General features: G+C 60.8%; 18 protein-coding genes. 15 read left to right on the forward strand and 3 right to left on the reverse strand.

From position 1 onward, the window contains the following. Positions 1–63: 63 nt before the first annotated feature. Together glgX and ACUY3D_RS07855 are read right to left on the reverse strand one after the other, a co-directional pair. A complete protein-coding gene (gene glgX, locus ACUY3D_RS07850) occupies positions 64–2,259 on the reverse strand; it encodes a glycogen debranching protein GlgX (protein ID WP_070519926.1) in 2,196 nt (731 codons plus the stop codon). A 20-nt stretch (positions 2,260–2,279) separates the two neighbouring features. Beyond that, positions 2,280–2,861, reverse strand: coding sequence for a TetR family transcriptional regulator (locus tag ACUY3D_RS07855; protein ID WP_269948037.1), 582 nt, complete (start codon positions 2,859–2,861; stop codon positions 2,280–2,282). A gap of 176 nt (positions 2,862–3,037) precedes the next feature. Between ACUY3D_RS07855 and ACUY3D_RS07860 the strand changes: the two genes are divergently transcribed. Together ACUY3D_RS07860 and ACUY3D_RS07865 are read left to right on the forward strand one after the other, a co-directional pair. Further along, on the forward strand, positions 3,038–3,775 hold the full coding sequence (locus tag ACUY3D_RS07860; protein WP_070519931.1) for a hypothetical protein: 738 nt from the start codon (positions 3,038–3,040) through the stop codon (positions 3,773–3,775). Positions 3,776–3,924: 149 nt separating this feature from the next. Further along, on the forward strand, positions 3,925–4,326 hold the full coding sequence (locus ACUY3D_RS07865; protein WP_227485693.1) for a hypothetical protein: 402 nt from the start codon (positions 3,925–3,927) through the stop codon (positions 4,324–4,326). Here ACUY3D_RS07865 and ACUY3D_RS07870 read toward each other — a convergent pair. Continuing rightward, positions 4,323–5,246, reverse strand: a complete 924-nt coding sequence (locus ACUY3D_RS07870; RefSeq protein WP_448240811.1) for a YbjN domain-containing protein — start codon at positions 5,244–5,246, stop codon at positions 4,323–4,325. The two genes, ACUY3D_RS07865 and ACUY3D_RS07870, sit on opposite strands and share 4 nt — an antisense overlap. A gap of 152 nt (positions 5,247–5,398) precedes the next feature. On the opposite strand from ACUY3D_RS07870, the gene hisD reads away from it, so the two are divergent. From hisD to lgt, 13 genes are all read left to right on the forward strand, one after another. Beyond that, positions 5,399–6,748, forward strand: coding sequence for a histidinol dehydrogenase (hisD, locus tag ACUY3D_RS07875; protein ID WP_448240812.1), 1,350 nt, complete (start codon positions 5,399–5,401; stop codon positions 6,746–6,748). Between the two features lie 3 nt (positions 6,749–6,751). Beyond that, positions 6,752–7,855, forward strand: a complete 1,104-nt coding sequence (locus ACUY3D_RS07880; RefSeq protein WP_448240813.1) for a histidinol-phosphate transaminase — start codon at positions 6,752–6,754, stop codon at positions 7,853–7,855. Between the two features lie 56 nt (positions 7,856–7,911). Further along, positions 7,912–8,544, forward strand: coding sequence for an imidazoleglycerol-phosphate dehydratase HisB (hisB, locus tag ACUY3D_RS07885; protein ID WP_070519938.1), 633 nt, complete (start codon positions 7,912–7,914; stop codon positions 8,542–8,544). Positions 8,545–8,550: 6 nt separating this feature from the next. Next, on the forward strand, positions 8,551–8,733 hold the full coding sequence (locus ACUY3D_RS07890) for a CG2302 family histidine operon protein (RefSeq protein WP_070562724.1): 183 nt from the start codon (positions 8,551–8,553) through the stop codon (positions 8,731–8,733). Beyond that, positions 8,730–10,004 carry an MFS transporter gene (locus ACUY3D_RS07895; RefSeq protein WP_527249345.1) on the forward strand — a complete coding sequence of 425 codons (1,275 nt, stop codon included), beginning with the start codon at positions 8,730–8,732 and terminating at the stop codon, positions 10,002–10,004. The genes ACUY3D_RS07890 and ACUY3D_RS07895 overlap by 4 nt, the downstream gene beginning before the upstream one ends. Then, positions 10,001–10,636, forward strand: coding sequence for an imidazole glycerol phosphate synthase subunit HisH (hisH, locus tag ACUY3D_RS07900; RefSeq protein ID WP_070596862.1), 636 nt, complete (start codon positions 10,001–10,003; stop codon positions 10,634–10,636). The genes ACUY3D_RS07895 and hisH overlap by 4 nt, the downstream gene beginning before the upstream one ends. Positions 10,637–10,666: 30 nt before the next feature. Then, positions 10,667–11,449, forward strand: a complete 783-nt coding sequence (gene priA, locus ACUY3D_RS07905; protein WP_070519945.1) for a bifunctional 1-(5-phosphoribosyl)-5-((5-phosphoribosylamino)methylideneamino)imidazole-4-carboxamide isomerase/phosphoribosylanthranilate isomerase PriA — start codon at positions 10,667–10,669, stop codon at positions 11,447–11,449. A gap of 4 nt (positions 11,450–11,453) precedes the next feature. Beyond that, entirely contained in the window at positions 11,454–12,257 is an 804-nt protein-coding gene (locus ACUY3D_RS07910) for an inositol monophosphatase family protein (RefSeq protein ID WP_070533252.1), read from the forward strand. A 129-nt stretch (positions 12,258–12,386) separates the two neighbouring features. Further along, positions 12,387–13,151: an imidazole glycerol phosphate synthase subunit HisF gene (gene hisF / locus ACUY3D_RS07915; RefSeq protein WP_448240815.1), complete on the forward strand. Its 765-nt coding sequence runs from the start codon at positions 12,387–12,389 to the stop codon at positions 13,149–13,151. A gap of 53 nt (positions 13,152–13,204) precedes the next feature. Then, on the forward strand, positions 13,205–13,549 hold the full coding sequence (hisI, locus tag ACUY3D_RS07920; protein ID WP_227486122.1) for a phosphoribosyl-AMP cyclohydrolase: 345 nt from the start codon (positions 13,205–13,207) through the stop codon (positions 13,547–13,549). After that, positions 13,542–14,171, forward strand: coding sequence for a TIGR02234 family membrane protein (locus ACUY3D_RS07925; protein WP_185963337.1), 630 nt, complete (start codon positions 13,542–13,544; stop codon positions 14,169–14,171). Before hisI ends, ACUY3D_RS07925 begins: the two co-directional genes overlap by 8 nt. Before the next feature lie 172 nt (positions 14,172–14,343). Beyond that, positions 14,344–15,171 carry an indole-3-glycerol phosphate synthase TrpC gene (locus tag ACUY3D_RS07930; RefSeq protein ID WP_070533247.1) on the forward strand — a complete coding sequence of 276 codons (828 nt, stop codon included), beginning with the start codon at positions 14,344–14,346 and terminating at the stop codon, positions 15,169–15,171. 41 nt (positions 15,172–15,212) lie between these two features. Beyond that, complete coding sequence (gene lgt, locus ACUY3D_RS07935; protein WP_070562730.1) at positions 15,213–16,118, forward strand: prolipoprotein diacylglyceryl transferase; 906 nt, start codon at positions 15,213–15,215, stop codon at positions 16,116–16,118. The last annotated feature ends 251 nt before the right edge of the window (positions 16,119–16,369 follow it).

Below are 16,369 nucleotides of genomic sequence, written 5' to 3' on the forward strand. Positions count from 1 at the left end.
TGGTGGAGAGCAAGCGGTGAAGAAGCAGCCAAAGCTTCAGCTGCTTCTTGCCGAAGCAACCGATTATGCAGGTTCGTCGTTGTCGTCGAAGACTGGGGGCTCGGTCTGGCGCAAAATCAGCGTGGAGCGCGGCTGCACCATGATGGTTCCTTCGGCAGAGATCAGCTTTTCCTCGTCCGGGTATCCGCCGGAATCAGAAGTATCGACGATGAGCCGCCAGCTAGCGCCCAAGTCCTTCTTCGGCAGGGTGAACTCAATGTCCTCGTGGTGGGCGTTGAAAATCATGATGAAGGAATCATCCGTGATGCGTTCGCCGCGGGCCGTCGTTTCCGTGATGGCGTTGCCATTGAGGTAGACCATGAGGGCCTTGCCGAATTCAAAATCCCAGTCCTCAGAGGTCATCAGCTTGCCGGAGGGCACGAGCCATGCAATATCGCGGTCTTTCACCTCAGAACCAAAGGGGCCACCGGCCAAGAAACGCTGGCGACGGAACACCGGGTGGTTCTTGCGGATGTTAATCAGGCGCTTAGTAAAACCGTGCATGGCGATGTTCTTTTCCTGCTCCAACATCGACCAATCGATCCAGGAAATCTCGTTGTCCTGGCAGTACACGTTGTTGTTGCCGCCCTGGGTGCGGCCTAGTTCATCGCCGTGGCACAGCATCGGGGTGCCTTGGGAGAGCAGAAGAGTGGTGAGGAAGTTGCGGACCTGGCGGCGGCGAAGCTTCTTAATTTCTTCGTCGTCAGTCGGGCCCTCCACGCCGTGGTTCCACGAGCGGTTGTGGGATTCACCGTCGCGGTTGTCCTCCCCGTTGTCCGCGTTGTGCTTTTCGTTGTAGGACACCAAATCACGCAGCGTGAAGCCGTCGTGAGCGGTGATGAAGTTAATGGATGCGGTGGGGCGGCGGCCGTTGTTGGCATACAAGTCGGAAGAGCCGGTCAAGCGTGAGGCAAACTCACCCATCTTCGACGGTTCCCCGCGCCAGAAATCACGGACGGTATCGCGGTACTTACCGTTCCATTCGCTCCAAATGGGCGGGAAGTTACCAACCTGGTAGCCGTTATGGCCCACGTCCCAGGGCTCGGCGATGAGCTTGACCTTGGAGACCACCGGGTCCTGCTGCACCAGATCGAAGAAGGTGGCGAGCTTGTCGACGTCATCCAGCTCGCGCGCCAGAGTAGACGCGAGATCGAAGCGGAAGCCATCCACGCGCATTTCCGTCACCCAATAACGCAGCGAATCCATAATCAGTTGGAGGGAGTGCGGGTGGCGGACATTGAGGGAGTTACCGGTGCCGGTGTAGTCCATGTAGTGCTCGGGATTGTCATCGACCAAGCGGTAGTAGGCATGGTTATCAATACCGCGGAAGGCAATGGTTGGCCCCATGTGGTTGCCTTCGGCGGTGTGGTTGTAGACCACATCGAGGATGATCTCGATTCCAGCCTCGTGGTAAGCGCGAACCATAGCCTTGAACTCAGCCACTGCCTCGCCTGGCTTCTTGGCGTAGGCGTAGTCCGCATGCGGAGCGAAGAAGCCGAAGGTGTTGTAGCCCCAGTAGTTACGCAGGTCCAGCTGGCGCAGACGGTCATCCTGGAGGAACTGGTGGACCGGCAGCAGCTCGACGGCCGTCACACCCAAGTCCTTGAAGTAGTTGATGATCGCCGGGTGCGCCATGCCGGCGTAGGTGCCGCGCAGCTCCTCTGGCACATCCGGGTGCGTCATCGTCATGCCCTTGACGTGGGCTTCGTAGATGATGGTCTCGTTATCCGGGGTATGCGGCCGGTTGTCGCCGTGCCACTCGAAGAAGGGGTTGATGACCACCGACAGCATCGTGTGGCCCAAGGAATCATCTTCGTTGCGCCCGGTGCCAGGCTCTTCAGCGAAGATATCGTAGGAGTACAGCGAGGCATCGCCGTCAAAATCACCGTCGAAGGCGCGGGCATAAGGATCGACAAGTAGCTTCGAGGGATCGCAGCGCAGGCCGTGCTCCGGTTCATAAGGGCCGTGGATGCGGTAACCGTAGCGCTGTCCGGGGCTGACGTTGGGGAGGTAGGCGTGCCAGACATGGGCGGTGACTTCGGTCAACTCAATGCGCTCTTCGCTGCCATCGTGGTCGATGAGGCAGAGCTCAACCTTTTCCGCGATTTCGGAAAAGATAGCAAAATTAGTTCCGGCTCCATCGAAGGTGGAGCCGAGCGGGGAGGGGGAACCAGGCCACACCTGGCGAGATGGCGTTAGATCAGCACGGGTCTCAGTCATGAGGCTCAGCTTAGTCAATTCTATTCGCAGCGATCGGTTCGCAGTGACTTTAAACCGGTAACCATGAGTTCCGCGGCGCGCACAGAGGTGGCGTCCACGGGCGCGGTGCCCGGAGAGGGAGAGGCCGTGCTGGGCGACGACCCGCTCGGCGACGCCCCACTGAGCTGCTCGCGGGATTGCTCCATGAACGTAGCCCCGAGTGTGTAGTGGATCAGCGTACGAGCGGCGACGGCGATATCCTCCGGTGACGCATCGGGGGCTTCTTTCTGCAGCGTGGTTGTGAATAACTCTTCTAAGTCAATGCTGGCTGAAGACTCTGGGAAAGCGGCGCCAGCGATGGCTACCTCGGCTCCATCGCGCCAGCGGCGCAGCTCCCGGTGCAGCGAGCTGACCAACTCCGCCGTGGTTTCACCCGCGACGGGGGAGAGGATCTCAGCGGTCATGGCGGCGATGAGCGATTGCTTGTTAGCTACATGCCAGTACAAGGCGCCGGGAGCCACGTCGAGGTTGGTGGCGACGCGGCGCATGGTGACGTCGGCAAGCCCGTAGCGGGTCAAGAGTTCGAGGGCGGTGGAAACGATAGCGTCGCGAGATAGATGCACACGACCAACTCTACGCGGCGCAAGAAACCCCTAGTGGGGCTCACAGGAAGCTTCAAGGTGTAAAATATGATTTCTTCAAACAGCCCTTGTTAGGGTTGTCGGAGATGCCCAAGAGCAACCACCACGCCTAGCGTGGATTTACCTATCGCTCTCTATTTAATTTGAGGAGTTATCCCTTGTCCTTTTTGACACCTGCCAAGAAGTCCCTCATCGCTGTTGCACTCGTTGCACCGCTTTCCTTGGCTGCTTGTGGTTCCGATGACGAGAACGCAGGCGACACCGCTTCCTCTGCGGCAAAGACCACCACGACGACGAAGTCCAAGGAAAAGACGTCTGAGAAGAAGACGGAAGAGAAGACTTCTGAGGATAAGAAGGAGGGGGAAGAGAATAAGGACGGCGAGAGCGCTGCTCCGAAGCCGGAGGGAGAGAACCCTGAGGGCGGCGACCAGGCCGTGGCCAACCCCTTCGAAGAGGGCGCGGACCCGTTCCAGAACATGCCAAAGGTTGAACCGGTTCAGGGCGAGGCCGCAAGCCAGGAGGATATCGACGGTATCAACACCCTGGTACGTGGCATGTATGAGCAGCAGACCATGCGCTCCTTTGTGAAGTACCTTCCGGAACACACCTGCGCGGCCGTGCGTAATGATCCAAACTCCGGCCTCGACCAGGTGGACTACAACCAGGTCCCGGATGTGCCGATGAACCAGCTCAAGGACATGATGGCCGCAGCTGGCCAGGACACCTCCCAGATGGAGGGCTTCGACTGGTCCAAGACCGGCGTTGAGTCCATCAATGATGTCGTGGTTAACGGCGATGACGCCTCCGCGACCGTGAACGTCAACACCAGCCAGGGCATGGATAGCTCCACCATGCGCTTCAAGCGCGAGAATGGTAACTGGACCTTCTGCGGCTAGAGATTATCGTGCCTGCACTGCGTGCACCTAGCTTTCATATACCCCGCGCCATTGGATTCGGCGCGGGGTTGCTCGCGTTAGCGCTCCTTGGTTTCTCCGCTGTTGGCGCTGTCTGGGGGCTGTGGCGGCCTACTCTGGAGGGCCATCGCATGGAGGATGGCGGCTATGTCCTGCGCAACGTTGCCGACGTGCAATTCGATTCTTATATCACCTTCGTGCTGATCACCGGAGTCCTCGGTATGGCCTTGGGAGCAATCGCCCACCGTTGGGGAGAGCGCTACCGTGGCGTCGGTGTGCTGCTGTGGGTGGCGCTGGCGGCTTTGGCCGGTGCGGCGTCCTTCTATGTCTTCGGTGGGGCGACGGCCACTGATGTTCCGGAGAACCCCGGGGAATTCGTGGAGTTCGTGCCGAAGTTTTCGCCCGGCATCGCGTGGCTTGTGGGACCATTTATGGCCATGTTTGTCTACTGGTCCGCGCTGTTCTTTGAGCCGCCCAGCGTGGCGCTCGAAAGTGAAACGGAAGAAAATGAGGCAGCGGTCGACGTGCGCTAGGGCCACGCGACGGGGGAGGAGCCCACGGCATCGCGTGAAATGTCATCGATGCCGTGGAGGACGTGCTTGATGCCGCGGCCGAGGGCGGTTATCAGTTGGGCGTCGGAAAGCCCGGCGCCCGTCATGACCGCGTAATCAATGCGCACCTGCAGCCCGTCAACGTTGGAGTGGCAGAAGGCCGAGGCCGAGTGATTGTTCCGGTTCCAATCATTGCAAATAAGGAAAATCCTGGAGAACTCGCTGCCCTGTAGGTTCGGGTCCCAATGGCCTTTGATGATGAGGCTTGGGCCGGAGTCAATGGCGAAGGCAAAGAGGACGTCATTGATCCAGGCATAAACTGCTTCATCGCCATCTGATTGGAAGCGCGAAATTCCCAGAGCGGGTAAGAGGGCTTCGAGGCGGTCCGTATCGACGCTGGCGACGGGGCCGTCGAGTTCTGTCTGTTCTTCCGGGACTGCCGGGCGGGGAAGCGTGAGAACGGGGAAAAGTTTAGCCAGTTCTTCGAGGCAGGCCGCGGCGTTGTGGAGCGCTGGCACTACCGAAGCGGAGAGTTGGGCGCTTGTGGGTTTCTGGTGCACCACGAGGAAGGAGTGACCCCACACTTCGACTTCGGTAGGGGAGGAATAGTTGAGCACGAGGTGCGGCGAGAGGCAGTCGTGGTTCCAGTCGTTGACGAACTCGCTGAGACTGGGGATATCGCCGAAACCAAGAATGCCATGGTGGGTGGTGTAGAAACGCAGGATCGGCTCGCCCTCAGTGTCCATGAAAGCGCGGGTTTCCCCGAGCGGCGAGTGCGGGAAGAGGAGCTCGTGTGCGGACACCCGGATGCAGTCAAGGCTTTCCCGGCGCGTGAGGCGTTCGACGCGGGCAAGCAAGTCTGACGGGGTCTGGCGGTCCAGGCCGTCGGCGCCGTTGCTCATTTCGCCACCTCCCTCTACCGATTCGGGATGCCGGAATGTGTTACTAGTGGCACATTCTATAACCCGCACCTGCCGGTTCGCTGGCTTTTCGGTCCGGGTATAGTAATGGGAAGGTATAGAAACCACTGCATATTATAAAAAGAGGTCCCAGCATGCTACGAACCATCGACCTGCGAGGAGAGGAACTTACTACCTCCCGTTTGCGCCGAGTATTGCCGCGAGGGGGCACGGACGTGTCCTCGGTGATGGGCACTGTTATCCCCATGGTGGAGAAGGTCCGTGACGGCGGAGCGGCGGCCGCCCTCGACTTCGGCGAAAAATTTGACGGCATTCGCCCGGCCGCGGTGCGTGTTCCTCAGGAGGAGCTGAAGAAAGCAGCCGATGAGCTGGACCCGAAAGTGCGGGCGGCCATCGAGGAATCCATCGTGCGCGTGCGTGCTGTCCATGCTGACCAGAGGCCGGATTCGCACACGACCACCCTGGCGCCGGGGGCAACGGTCACCGAGGTCTTTCACCCCATCGAGCGGGTGGGGCTGTACGTCCCAGGCGGCAAGGCGGTGTATCCATCTTCCGTCATTATGAACGCCGTCCCCGCCCAGGAAGCGGGCGCTGAGGCGATGGTCGTGGCCTCCCCACCACAGAAGGAGTTTGGTGGTCTGCCGCACCCGACGGTGCTGGCCACATGCCACATGCTCGGCGTGGACGAGGTGTGGGCAGTAGGCGGCGGGCAAGCCATTGCCCTTCTGGCCTATGGCGATGATGAACCGGTTACCGGTGAGGAAGCACTGGAGCCTGTCGATATCATTACCGGCCCAGGCAACGTGTTTGTTGCCGCCGCTAAACGGGCAGTGCAGGGCGTGGTGGGCATTGATGCGGAGGCCGGGCCCACGGAGATCGCCATTTTGGCAGACGATAGCGCCAACCCCGTCTACGTGGCCTATGACCTCATCTCCCAGGCAGAGCATGATCCCATGGCTGCTTCCGTGCTCATTACTGATTCAGAGGAGTTTGCCGCCGCCGTGAACGCGGAGGTAGCGCAGCGTTATACCGCCACCGCCAATGCCGAACGCGCCGCCGAGGCGCTGCGCGGTGAGCAGTCGGGCATTGTCGTGGTTGAGGACCTTGAGGCGGGAATCGCCGTCGCGGATGCCTATGCCGCCGAGCACTTGGAGGTGCACACGATAAACGCCCGGGCAGTTGCGGAGCGCATCCGCCACGCCGGTGCCATCTTCGTTGGCGACTATTCGCCCGTACCTCTTGGTGATTACACCGCGGGTTCCAACCACGTTTTGCCAACCTCTGGAACCGCGCGGTTTAGCGCCGGCTTGTCGACGCACACCTTCCTTCGCCCAGTAAACCTCATCGAGTATGACCGCGCGGCACTCGGCGAGGTAGCGGAGAACGTTATCGCCTTCGCCACCGCGGAGGCGCTGCCCGCCCACGGTGAAGCAATCGCCGCACGATTCGCCGAAGACACAGATGCCCAGAAAGGAGAGGCTTAAACCATGGCTGAGCTGAAGGATCTTCCCCTGCGTGAAGAATTGCGTGGCTCCAGTGCCTATGGTGCCCCGCAGCTGACGGTAACCAACCAACTCAACACCAACGAAAATCCTTATCCGCCGTCGGAGGCGCTGGTGAAGGACATGGTGGAGGCCGTCGAGAAGCACGCACGCCAACTCAACCGCTACCCGGAGCGCGATGCCGTCGAGCTGCGCACGGCGCTGGCGGAATACGTCAGCGAGCAGACCGGTGTCACCGTGGGCGTGGAGAACGTGTGGGCAGCCAACGGCTCCAATGAGGTGCTCCAGCAGCTGCTGCAGGCCTTCGGTGGGCCGGGCCGCAGCGCGCTGGGATTTACGCCGAGCTACTCCATGCATCCGATTCTGTGCGCAGGCACGCAGACCGAATTCATTTCCTGCCCGCGCGATGAGGACTTCCGCATCGATGAGGAGGCGGCTCTGGGGGCCGTCGCCAAGCACAGCCCCGACGTCGTCTTCATCACCACCCCGAACAACCCCACCGGTGATGTCACCCCGATCGAACTGGTGGAGAAGATCGTGCAGGTCGCGCCGGGCATCGTCATCGTGGACGAGGCCTACATGGAATTCTCGCCCTCGCCGTCAGCTACAACACTGCTGGCGAAGTACCCGACCAAGCTCGTGGTCTCGCGCACGATGTCCAAGGCCTTCGATTTCGCCGGCGGGCGCTTGGGTTACTTTGTGGCGGATCCCGCCTTCGTGGAAGCCGTGATGCTCGTCCGCTTGCCCTATCACCTCTCCGTTTTATCCCAGATCGCGGCCACCGTGGCTCTTGCTCACAAGGAGGAGACCTTGGGTACCGTGGCGAAGCTTTCGGCGGAGCGGGATCGGGTTGTCGCACGGCTCCAGGAACTTGGCTATTACGTTGTGCCGAGCGAATCCAACTTCGTCTCCTTTGGGCGCTTTGCCGACCAACACGTGGTGTGGCAGGGATTCCTCGACCGCGATGTGCTGATCCGAGACAACGGCGTACCGGGTCTCCTGCGCGCCACGATTGGGCTGCCCGAAGAGAATGACGCCTTCCTTTCGGCCGCGGCGGACTTGGCAGATACAGTAGAGATGACTAACTGAGAACTGAAACTTGAGCCCAGGAAAAGGCTCATGATGAAAAGAAGGAGCGTGGGACAATGAGCGCTGGTGAAGCTACACGCCACGACTTAGGCGACCGCATTGGCCGCGCAGAGCGCGTGACTGGGGAGACAAAGATCTCCGTTGAAATCAATCTCGATGGCACCGGCCAGGCGGATATTTCGACGGGGCTGCCGTTCTTTGACCACATGCTCAACGCTGTGTGCACTCACGGCTCCTTCGACCTTAAGGTCCATGCCGAGGGCGATATCGATATCGATGCCCACCACACGGTGGAAGACACCGCGATTGTTCTTGGCCGCGCTTTCCTCGAAGCACTGGGGGATAAGTCCGGCATCCGCCGTTTCGGTTCCCAGCTTCTGCCCATGGATGAAACGCTGGTGGAGGCCGTCGTTGACATTTCTGGGCGGCCCTACTTTGTCATGAATGGCGAGCCGGAGAACTTGGAGTGGCAGGTTATTGGCGGGCACTACGCCACGGTGATCAACCGGCACTTCTTCGAAACCTTTGCCACACACTCGGCGACGACTCTGCACGTCAACGTGCGCTATGGGCGCGATCCGCACCACATCACGGAAGCCGAGTACAAGGCAGTGGCCCGCGCCCTGCGCCAGGCAACCGAGCGGGATCCGCGAGTAACCGGAGTTCCTTCGACGAAGGGAGCACTCTAAGACGCTATGAATGTCATGGTTCTCATTCTCTTTCTCGTCGCCGGTCTGCTCGTCGGTGGCGCGTGGGCGGCGTATCAGAACGGTTCAGTATTGCTGACTGTGGTCGCGGGCGCGCTCGCGGCGGTCGCCGTGGCCGCCGCGTTGGTCTGGTTCCTCGACATCTTTTTGGCAGGATTGGCGGCAAAGTGACAGATAACGCCCCTCAGAGTGTGTGGAAGGTTGCCGGCTTCAAGGAAACCATGATCGCGGTGGTTTCCGCCTTCGGCGCGTGGTCAGTTTTGCTACCCGTGGTGCCGTTGGCTGTGTTGGATTCCGGCGGATCGGCCACGCTGGCTGGCGCCACAACCGGCGTGTTCATGCTGGCCACCGTGCTTACCCAAATGGCGACTCCGATGCTGCTGCGCATCTTTGGCTACCGGCCGATCATGGCGGCGTCGGCGCTGCTCTTGGGCGTGCCGGCGTTGGGCCACATGCTGGGCGACGCCGCCCCAATCGCCCTAGGCTTTTCCGCACTGCGCGGTATTGGCTTTGGTGCCCTGACGGTGTCAGAAAACGCGCTCATCGCGGAAATCACGCCGCGGCGCTTGTTGGGCAAGGCCACTGGAATCTTCGGCCTTTTTATCGGCGCGGCACAGATGGCCTTCCTGCCCGTCGGCCTTGCCGTCGCCGCAGCGTACAACTATAACGTGGTGTACCTCTTGGCCGCCGGCCTCGGCCTTCTGGGTTTCTTCACCTGCATCCTCGTACCGCAGATCAAGGCTGCCCCGGTGGGAATGCCGGACCCATCGGATACCACTCCGCGTGCTCCAATGTGGAAGCTTGTGCTCGTGCCGGCACTGGCGTTGATGAGCTTCTCCGTGAGCTACGGCGTGGCCTCGAATTTCATTTCGCCGGCCGTGCGCGAATTGGATCCTGAACGCGGCGCGGTTTTGGGCGGCTTCATGCTGTCCGTGATTGGTGGCGCGGGCATGATTGCGCGCTACGTCGCCGGTGTCGTGGCGGACCGGGTGGGCAAGCCCGGCACACTCATGATTCCGGCCCAGGCTTCCTCGGTCGTGGGTGTGGGACTCATCGCCGCCGTGCTGTGGCAAGAGTGGTCGGTATGGCTGCTCGTGTTCGGTACGGTCATCTACGGTGCCGGCTTCGGCATCGTTCAAAACGAGGCGCTGCTGTCGATGTTTGACCGCCTCCCACGCGAGCGGCTCTCCGAGGGTTCTGCGGTGTGGAACATCTTCTACGACGGTGGTACTGGCCTTGGTTCGACGGTCCTTGGCGCCGTCGTGGCGATGTCAGGATACAAAGGCGCTTTTGCCGCAGGTGCCGCCATCATTGCGGTGGGCTTGCTCATGACTGCTGCTGACCTAGCTTTGGGTAAGACCCGCGTGAGCGAACTCAATGACATCCAAACGCGCTTGCGCAGGATTAGAAGGCCGAGGAGGCCCGGAAAGGAGCCACGATGAGCTCACACGACGTAGTTGTCCTTGATTATGGTGCCGGCAACGTCCGCTCGGCTGTGCGCGCACTGGAACGGGTCGGTGCCACCGTGACGGTGACCGCAGACCCGAAGCTGGCGGTGGAAGCCGATGGCCTGCTGGTGCCCGGCGTAGGCGCCTTCGCCGCCTGCATGGAAGGCCTGCGCGCGGCCCAGGGCCCACGGATCATTGGCCAACGCCTAGCTGGCGGCCGCCCAGTTCTCGGCATCTGCGTAGGTATGCAGATACTCTTTGAGTCCGGTACAGAACACGGCGTTTTTACGGAAGGCTGTGGTGAGTGGCCGGGGGAGGTGACCCGCTTGCAGTCGCCAGTTCTGCCCCATATGGGCTGGAACACCGTCGAGCTTCCCGACGATAGCCTTATGTTCCATGGCGTGAGCGCGCAGGATCGCTTCTACTTCGTGCACTCCTATGCCGCGCGGAGCTGGGAGCTCGAGACTGAAATCACTGAGCCGCCGAAGGTGGCGTGGTCCGAATATGGCGGTGACCGTTTTGTCGCCGCGGTAGAAAACGGTGCGCTATGGGCCACGCAATTTCATCCGGAGAAGTCGGGTGACGTCGGCTCGCAGCTGCTAAAGAACTGGATTGGAACGCTTTAAAGAGCCCACTCGAAAGGTAGACTACCCACCATGAGCTTTACACTGTTGCCCGCGGTTGATGTCGTCGACGGTCAGGCGGTTCGCCTTGATCAGGGAGAGGCCGGAACTGAAAAGCCCTATGGCTCGCCGCGTGAGGCCGCCCTTAAGTGGCAGGCCCAAGGCGCGCAGTGGCTGCACGCAGTAGATCTGGACGCAGCCTTTGGCCGCGGCTCCAACCACGAGCTGCTCGCTGAGATCACCACGAGCGTGGACCTTAACGTGGAGCTGACCGGAGGTATCCGGGATGATGACTCCTTGGCCCGTGCACTCGCCACCGGAGCCCGCCGCGTCAATATTGGTACCGCGGCTTTGGAGAACCCCGAATGGATTGCCAAGGTCTTGGCAGAGCATGGTGACCGCATCGCGGTCGATCTCGCAGTCCGGATGGTGGACGGCGAGTGGCGCACGCGCGGTAACGGCTGGGTTTCCGATGGTGGCGACCTCTGGGAGGTGCTCGAGCGCCTTGACGCCGCTGGTTGCACTCGCTTCGTGGTGACGGACGTGTCCAAGGACGGGACGCTGCAAGGCCCCAACATCGAACTGCTGCGTGAGGTTGCGGCCGCCACGGAGGCAAAGGTAACAGCCTCCGGTGGGATTTCCACCCTTGATGATCTGCGTGAATTGGCCCTCTACGAAAATGAGGGAATTGATTCCGCCATCATCGGCAAGGCTCTCTATGAGGAGCGCTTCACACTGGAGGAGGCGCTCGCGGCGGTTGCGGAAGTTACTCCGTTGCCGGGCGAAGAATACATTGACCCGATCGAGGAGAGGTAGGCCAATGGCCCCGATGTCAGGAACCTCCGCGTCGGATCCGCGCGAACTCGTGGCCTTTGCAGAAGCAGCGGTGGACCAGGTTGATGATCTCTTCCGCCGGGGCCTCGGTGCAGCGCCCGCGCGTTTCAAGGGCGAAGGGGACTTTGCCACCGAGGTGGATTTGCTGATTGAACAGCAGCTGCGACTGACGCTGAACCAGCTCACCGGTATCCCGGTACTCGGTGAAGAATCAGGCGGCAGCCTTGAAGAAACGGTGTGGGTTGTGGATCCCGTGGATGGAACCGCGAACTACTCAGCCGGGAATCCATGCTGCGGCATTCTTGTCACGCTAATCCACGAAGCAAAGCCGGTTGTTGCAGTAGCGGATTTCCCCCTGCTACACCGCCGCGTCGTTGCGGCGCAGGGCATGCAGCTGCGAACCAGCGGCGGCCCCTCCACTGGATTCGGTGGTGGCGAAGAAGCCCAGGGATTCGACGAGGCTCGTGGCCACGTGGGCTGCTCCTCGCACCTGCCGACGGGCCTGTTCAATGATCTCCGGGAGACCGGGCTGCGTCCCCGCATGACCGGGTCCGTGGGTCTGGATAATGCATTTGTGGCTCAAGGCGTGTTTGACGGCGCGGTGAATTTCTCGCCGCACCCGTGGGATAACGCGGCGGGTGCTCTCATGATCAAGGCTGCCGGTGGCCGCGTGAGTGATCCAGAAGGCAACGAGTGGACCGCGCATTCACAGGGATTCGTGGGCGGTACCCCGCAGGTGCATGCCACGATCTTGGATGCCATCGCCCGAAACCCCCGCGGAAGCCGTTGATACGCGTTTGGCTTGCCTAGGACGCTAGCGCTCGTCGCTGGCGCCGCATACCGGACTTGAATTTCACCAATCGGCAGTTCGATTCGAGCTGCCTTTCATTTCGCTTTGAGCTTTAGGAGGATTGTCACCATGGCTCTTGCCGTGCGAGTGATCCCGTGCCTTGACGTTGATAATGGCCGCGTGGTCAAAGGCATTAACTTTGAAAACCTGCGTGATGCCGGCGACCCAGTCGAGTTGGCCGCCCATTACGACCGCGTGGGTGCTGATGAGCTGACTTTTCTCGATGTGTCAGCGTCGAAGGACGGCCGCGGTACCATGCTTGACGTCGTACGCCGCACCGCCGATCAGGTCTTTATCCCGCTGGCCGTTGGCGGTGGAGTGCGGTCTGTCGACGACGTCCGCGAACTGCTGCGTGCCGGCGCCGATAAGGTCTCCGTCAACTCCTCTGCCATCGCGCGCCCAGAGTTACTGCGCGAGCTCGCGGATGTGTTTGGCTCGCAGTGCATTGTGTTGTCGGTGGATGCGCGCCGTGCTGCAGATTTCCCCAGCGGATTCGAGGTCACCACGCATGGCGGAACGCGTTCTGCGGGCCTCGATGCCGTGGAATGGGCCAAGCGCGGTGAGGAATTGGGCGTCGGCGAAATCTTGCTGAACTCCATGGACGGCGACGGAACCAAGGCGGGCTTCGATATCGAATTGATCGAGGCAGTGCGTGAGAAAGTTTCCGTTCCGATCATCGCCTCCGGCGGTGCTGGAAAGGCCGAGCACTTCCCACCGGCTGTCGACGCTGGGGCAGATGCGGTGCTGGCCGCCAGCATTTTCCACTTCGGAGAAGTGGGGATCTCCGAGGTCAAGCAGGCGCTAGCCGCGGCAGGTAAGGAGGTGCGACAGTGACGAGGAACAGTGACAACCCCACCACCGACCCAACGGCTGTCGGGGCTTATGAGCTGAGTGATGAGATTGCTCAGCAACTTAAGCGCAACGAGGCGGGGCTTGTTCCAGCCATTGTGCAGTCTGAGCGCGGTGAGGTGCTCATGTTGGCGTGGATGGATGACCATGCCTTGGCCTACACGTTGGCGACGCGCCGCGGAACCTACTATTCACGTTCCCGCCGCGAGTATTGGATCAAAGGCCTAACATCCGGCAACACCCAAGAAGTGGTCGGCGCGCGCTTGGATTGCGATGGTGACACCATCCTGCTCACCGTTCGTCAGCGCGGCGGGGCATGCCATACCGGTGACCGGACCTGTTTCGATGCACGTGATCTCATAGGGGAGGAGAATGATGGCTAAGCGCATTGGGCCCTTGTTGATGTTTGTCGGTGCCATCCTATTGTGGTTGTCTTCCCGCATGACGTGGGTAAAGGCTGCGGTTGAGGATGATAAGGCCGGCTCCAGCGTTGCGGAGCTATCGGGTTCCTTGTGGTCCCTCGAGCTCATCGCGTTGAGCGTTGTGGTCCTCGCTGGCGGTGTTGCGGCCTTCGCGCTACGGCGCACCGGCCGCCGAATCGTATCTGGCCTCACAGCACTTGCCGCGGCGGCTGCGGGATGGCGCCCTGTTGCGTTGCTGACCGCCGGCCCGGAGGCGCAGCGCGCCGAGGAACTGCTGCAGGGAGGCACGAATGATACCTCCGTGGAGTCCACAACCATTTCTGACTGGGCCACGGTGCTCTCCGCGGATGCCTCGACTGCCGGCCCTGTCCTCGCCCTCGTCGGCGCTGCACTCGCGCTCTTTGGTGCGGTCATGGTGGCCAGCAATCCGGGAGGCGATAAGCCCCGCTCCGCCAAATATGAGACACCAGCTGTACGGCAGGAGCGCCTGCAGGAAGATCTAGAAACCTCCCAGGATTCTGGCCGCGTGATGTGGGACGCTTTGGACGCCGATATCGACCCCACGGATCCTCGCACCACCTAGGGGAGGCGGCGGCACGAGCCACCGGCTCGTCTCATCTCCACCACGGGGTGTTACGCTGATAGAAGGGGACCCCGGATTTCTGGTTGGAGGTAAGAGCGCGCTAGCCTAAGTGTGATCTCGAACTCCATTCTGTTTCTTTCATTGAGTTTCCTTCGGGGAAGGGAGGTGCTCCATGCCTACCCCGATTGCCGTCGATCACCTCGTGGCCGGCGTACTAGCTGATGTCGCCGCGCGGGAGGCCCGCGTCCCCTTCAAAGAAGTTAAGGCGCGTTCCCGAGACATGGATGCCCCGCGCGATGCTGCACAGGCTTTGCTGCGTCCGGGATGCTCTATCATTACCGAAATCAAGCGCGCCGTACCTTATGGCGGTGAAATTGCGCACTTGGAGAGCCCGCAGTCCGTGGCAACGCTGGCGCATAGCCTGGAGGAAGCCGGAGTGCATGTGATGGCGTGCCAAACGGATCGCCGCCGCTTCCACGGTTCCCTCGAAGACATGCGGGCGGCCCGGTCCGCCGTTGACATACCGATGCTATGCCGCGACACCATCGTCGACCCCTATCAGATCCATGAGGCGCGGTGCTATGGGGCGGACGCGATTCCCCTGCAAGTGGAGCTGCTCGACCAGGCTCGCCTCGAGTCTCTCCTAGACCGCGTGGAATCCCTCGGCATGACCGCCATCCTCGAAGTTCGTACGTGCGCTGAGGTAGATCGCGTCATTAAGGCAGGGGGAACTGTCGTGGCGATCAATGCGTGGTCTTTGGCCTCCGATGCTATTAATCGGGAGGCCTTTTCTACTATTTCGCCGGGTCTTCCTGAGAGCATGACGCGCATCGCGGTGGGTGGGGTCAATAGCCCGCGAAACGTGTTGTCTTATGCTTCTCAGGGCGCTGATGCCATCTTGGTCGGTGAGTCCATCATGGCTGCCCAAGACCCCATGGCCTTGGCGCGTTCTTTGGTGGCTACCGGCCAGCATCCGGCGTGCCCTTCGCGCAGGACCTAGACGCGTTGTAGTGGGCGTAATTTTCAGGCACACTGTTTCCCGTGCAAATTTACAATCTCGCCAACATTCCCTCTCCGCCGCAAGGCGTGTGGCATCTAGGTCCGGTCCCAATTCGCGCTTATGCCATGTGCATCATCGTCGGCATCCTCGTCGCGATGTGGATGACGCTGCGCCGCTATACCGCCCGCGGTGGAAACCCGGATGTGGTGTGGGATGCGGCCTTGGTGGTGATACCGGCCGGAATTATTGGTGGGCGCCTCTACCACGTGATTACGGATAACGAAAAGTACTTCTGTTCCACGTGCAATCCAGTTGATGCGCTGAAGATTACCAACGGCGGCCTCGGCATTTGGGGCGCAGTGGCGCTAGGCACAATAGCGGTGTGGATCATGTTCAAGGTTAAAGGCATCCCATTGGGGCCATTTGCGGACGCCGTCGCGCCCGGACTTGTCTTGGCCCAAGCTATCGGGCGCTTGGGTAATTGGTTCAATCAGGAGCTCTACGGCCGTGAAACCACGGTTCCGTGGGCCTTGGACATCTACTACCGAGTAAATGACAGCGGCGCGTACGCACCAATCAGCGGACGCTCGACCGGGGAAGTAGTGACCTCAGTGCATCCGACCTTCCTCTATGAACTGCTGTGGAATGTGGCGGTGTGTGTGTTCCTGCTGTGGGCGCACAAGGCGTTCAAACTCGGCCATGGCCGAGTGTTCGCGCTGTACGTTGCCGGATACACGGCGGGGCGCTTCGTTGTAGAAAACATGCGCGCTGATGAGGCCACGCACATCTTCGGGTTGCGTGTCAACGTCATCGTTTCGGTGGTCTGCTTCGTTGTTGCGCTCATCGTGTACTTCCGGTTGCCACGTGGGCAGGAGTCACCGGAGGAAGTGGATCCCGCTCGTGCCGCGGAAGTTGAGAAGAATGGTGGCTCCGCAGGCTTTAATTAGGTACAGCTTTCGTAGCGTCTGCCTGTTTTAGGCGCTGAAAACAGAAAAAGTAGCCGGGATCACACACGGTGTTTTTGAGCTCTTATTCGGAAGTCTGAGGTTCCGAATGATGAGTACGAAATGCCCAGATGTGCCCGGTTGTTCCCGTTTGTTGCCGAATATTTGGGGCGTTGCTCAGCTCCGGAGAGCACTCGGGACGAGGGTTGAAAATGTGCTACGAGCGCCATTCGTGGTGGCCGAGACCAGTAAAC

The organism is Corynebacterium guaraldiae (genome assembly GCF_053480195.1).

Coding starts and splice junctions, on each gene's coding strand:
- ACUY3D_RS07870 (WP_448240811.1), bottom strand. CDS start 5,246: ATGAGCAACGGCGCCGACGGCCTGGACCGCCAGACCCCGTCAGACTTG.
- hisF (WP_448240815.1), top strand. CDS start 12,387: ATGGCTCTTGCCGTGCGAGTGATCCCGTGCCTTGACGTTGATAATGGC.
- glgX (WP_070519926.1), bottom strand. CDS start 2,259: ATGACTGAGACCCGTGCTGATCTAACGCCATCTCGCCAGGTGTGGCCT.
- ACUY3D_RS07930 (WP_070533247.1), top strand. CDS start 14,344: ATGCCTACCCCGATTGCCGTCGATCACCTCGTGGCCGGCGTACTAGCT.
- ACUY3D_RS07910 (WP_070533252.1), top strand. CDS start 11,454: ATGGCCCCGATGTCAGGAACCTCCGCGTCGGATCCGCGCGAACTCGTG.
- hisH (WP_070596862.1), top strand. CDS start 10,001: ATGAGCTCACACGACGTAGTTGTCCTTGATTATGGTGCCGGCAACGTC.
- ACUY3D_RS07890 (WP_070562724.1), top strand. CDS start 8,551: ATGAATGTCATGGTTCTCATTCTCTTTCTCGTCGCCGGTCTGCTCGTC.
- ACUY3D_RS07880 (WP_448240813.1), top strand. CDS start 6,752: ATGGCTGAGCTGAAGGATCTTCCCCTGCGTGAAGAATTGCGTGGCTCC.
- ACUY3D_RS07865 (WP_227485693.1), top strand. CDS start 3,925: ATGGAGGATGGCGGCTATGTCCTGCGCAACGTTGCCGACGTGCAATTC.
- priA (WP_070519945.1), top strand. CDS start 10,667: ATGAGCTTTACACTGTTGCCCGCGGTTGATGTCGTCGACGGTCAGGCG.
- ACUY3D_RS07925 (WP_185963337.1), top strand. CDS start 13,542: ATGGCTAAGCGCATTGGGCCCTTGTTGATGTTTGTCGGTGCCATCCTA.
- hisD (WP_448240812.1), top strand. CDS start 5,399: ATGCTACGAACCATCGACCTGCGAGGAGAGGAACTTACTACCTCCCGT.
- hisB (WP_070519938.1), top strand. CDS start 7,912: ATGAGCGCTGGTGAAGCTACACGCCACGACTTAGGCGACCGCATTGGC.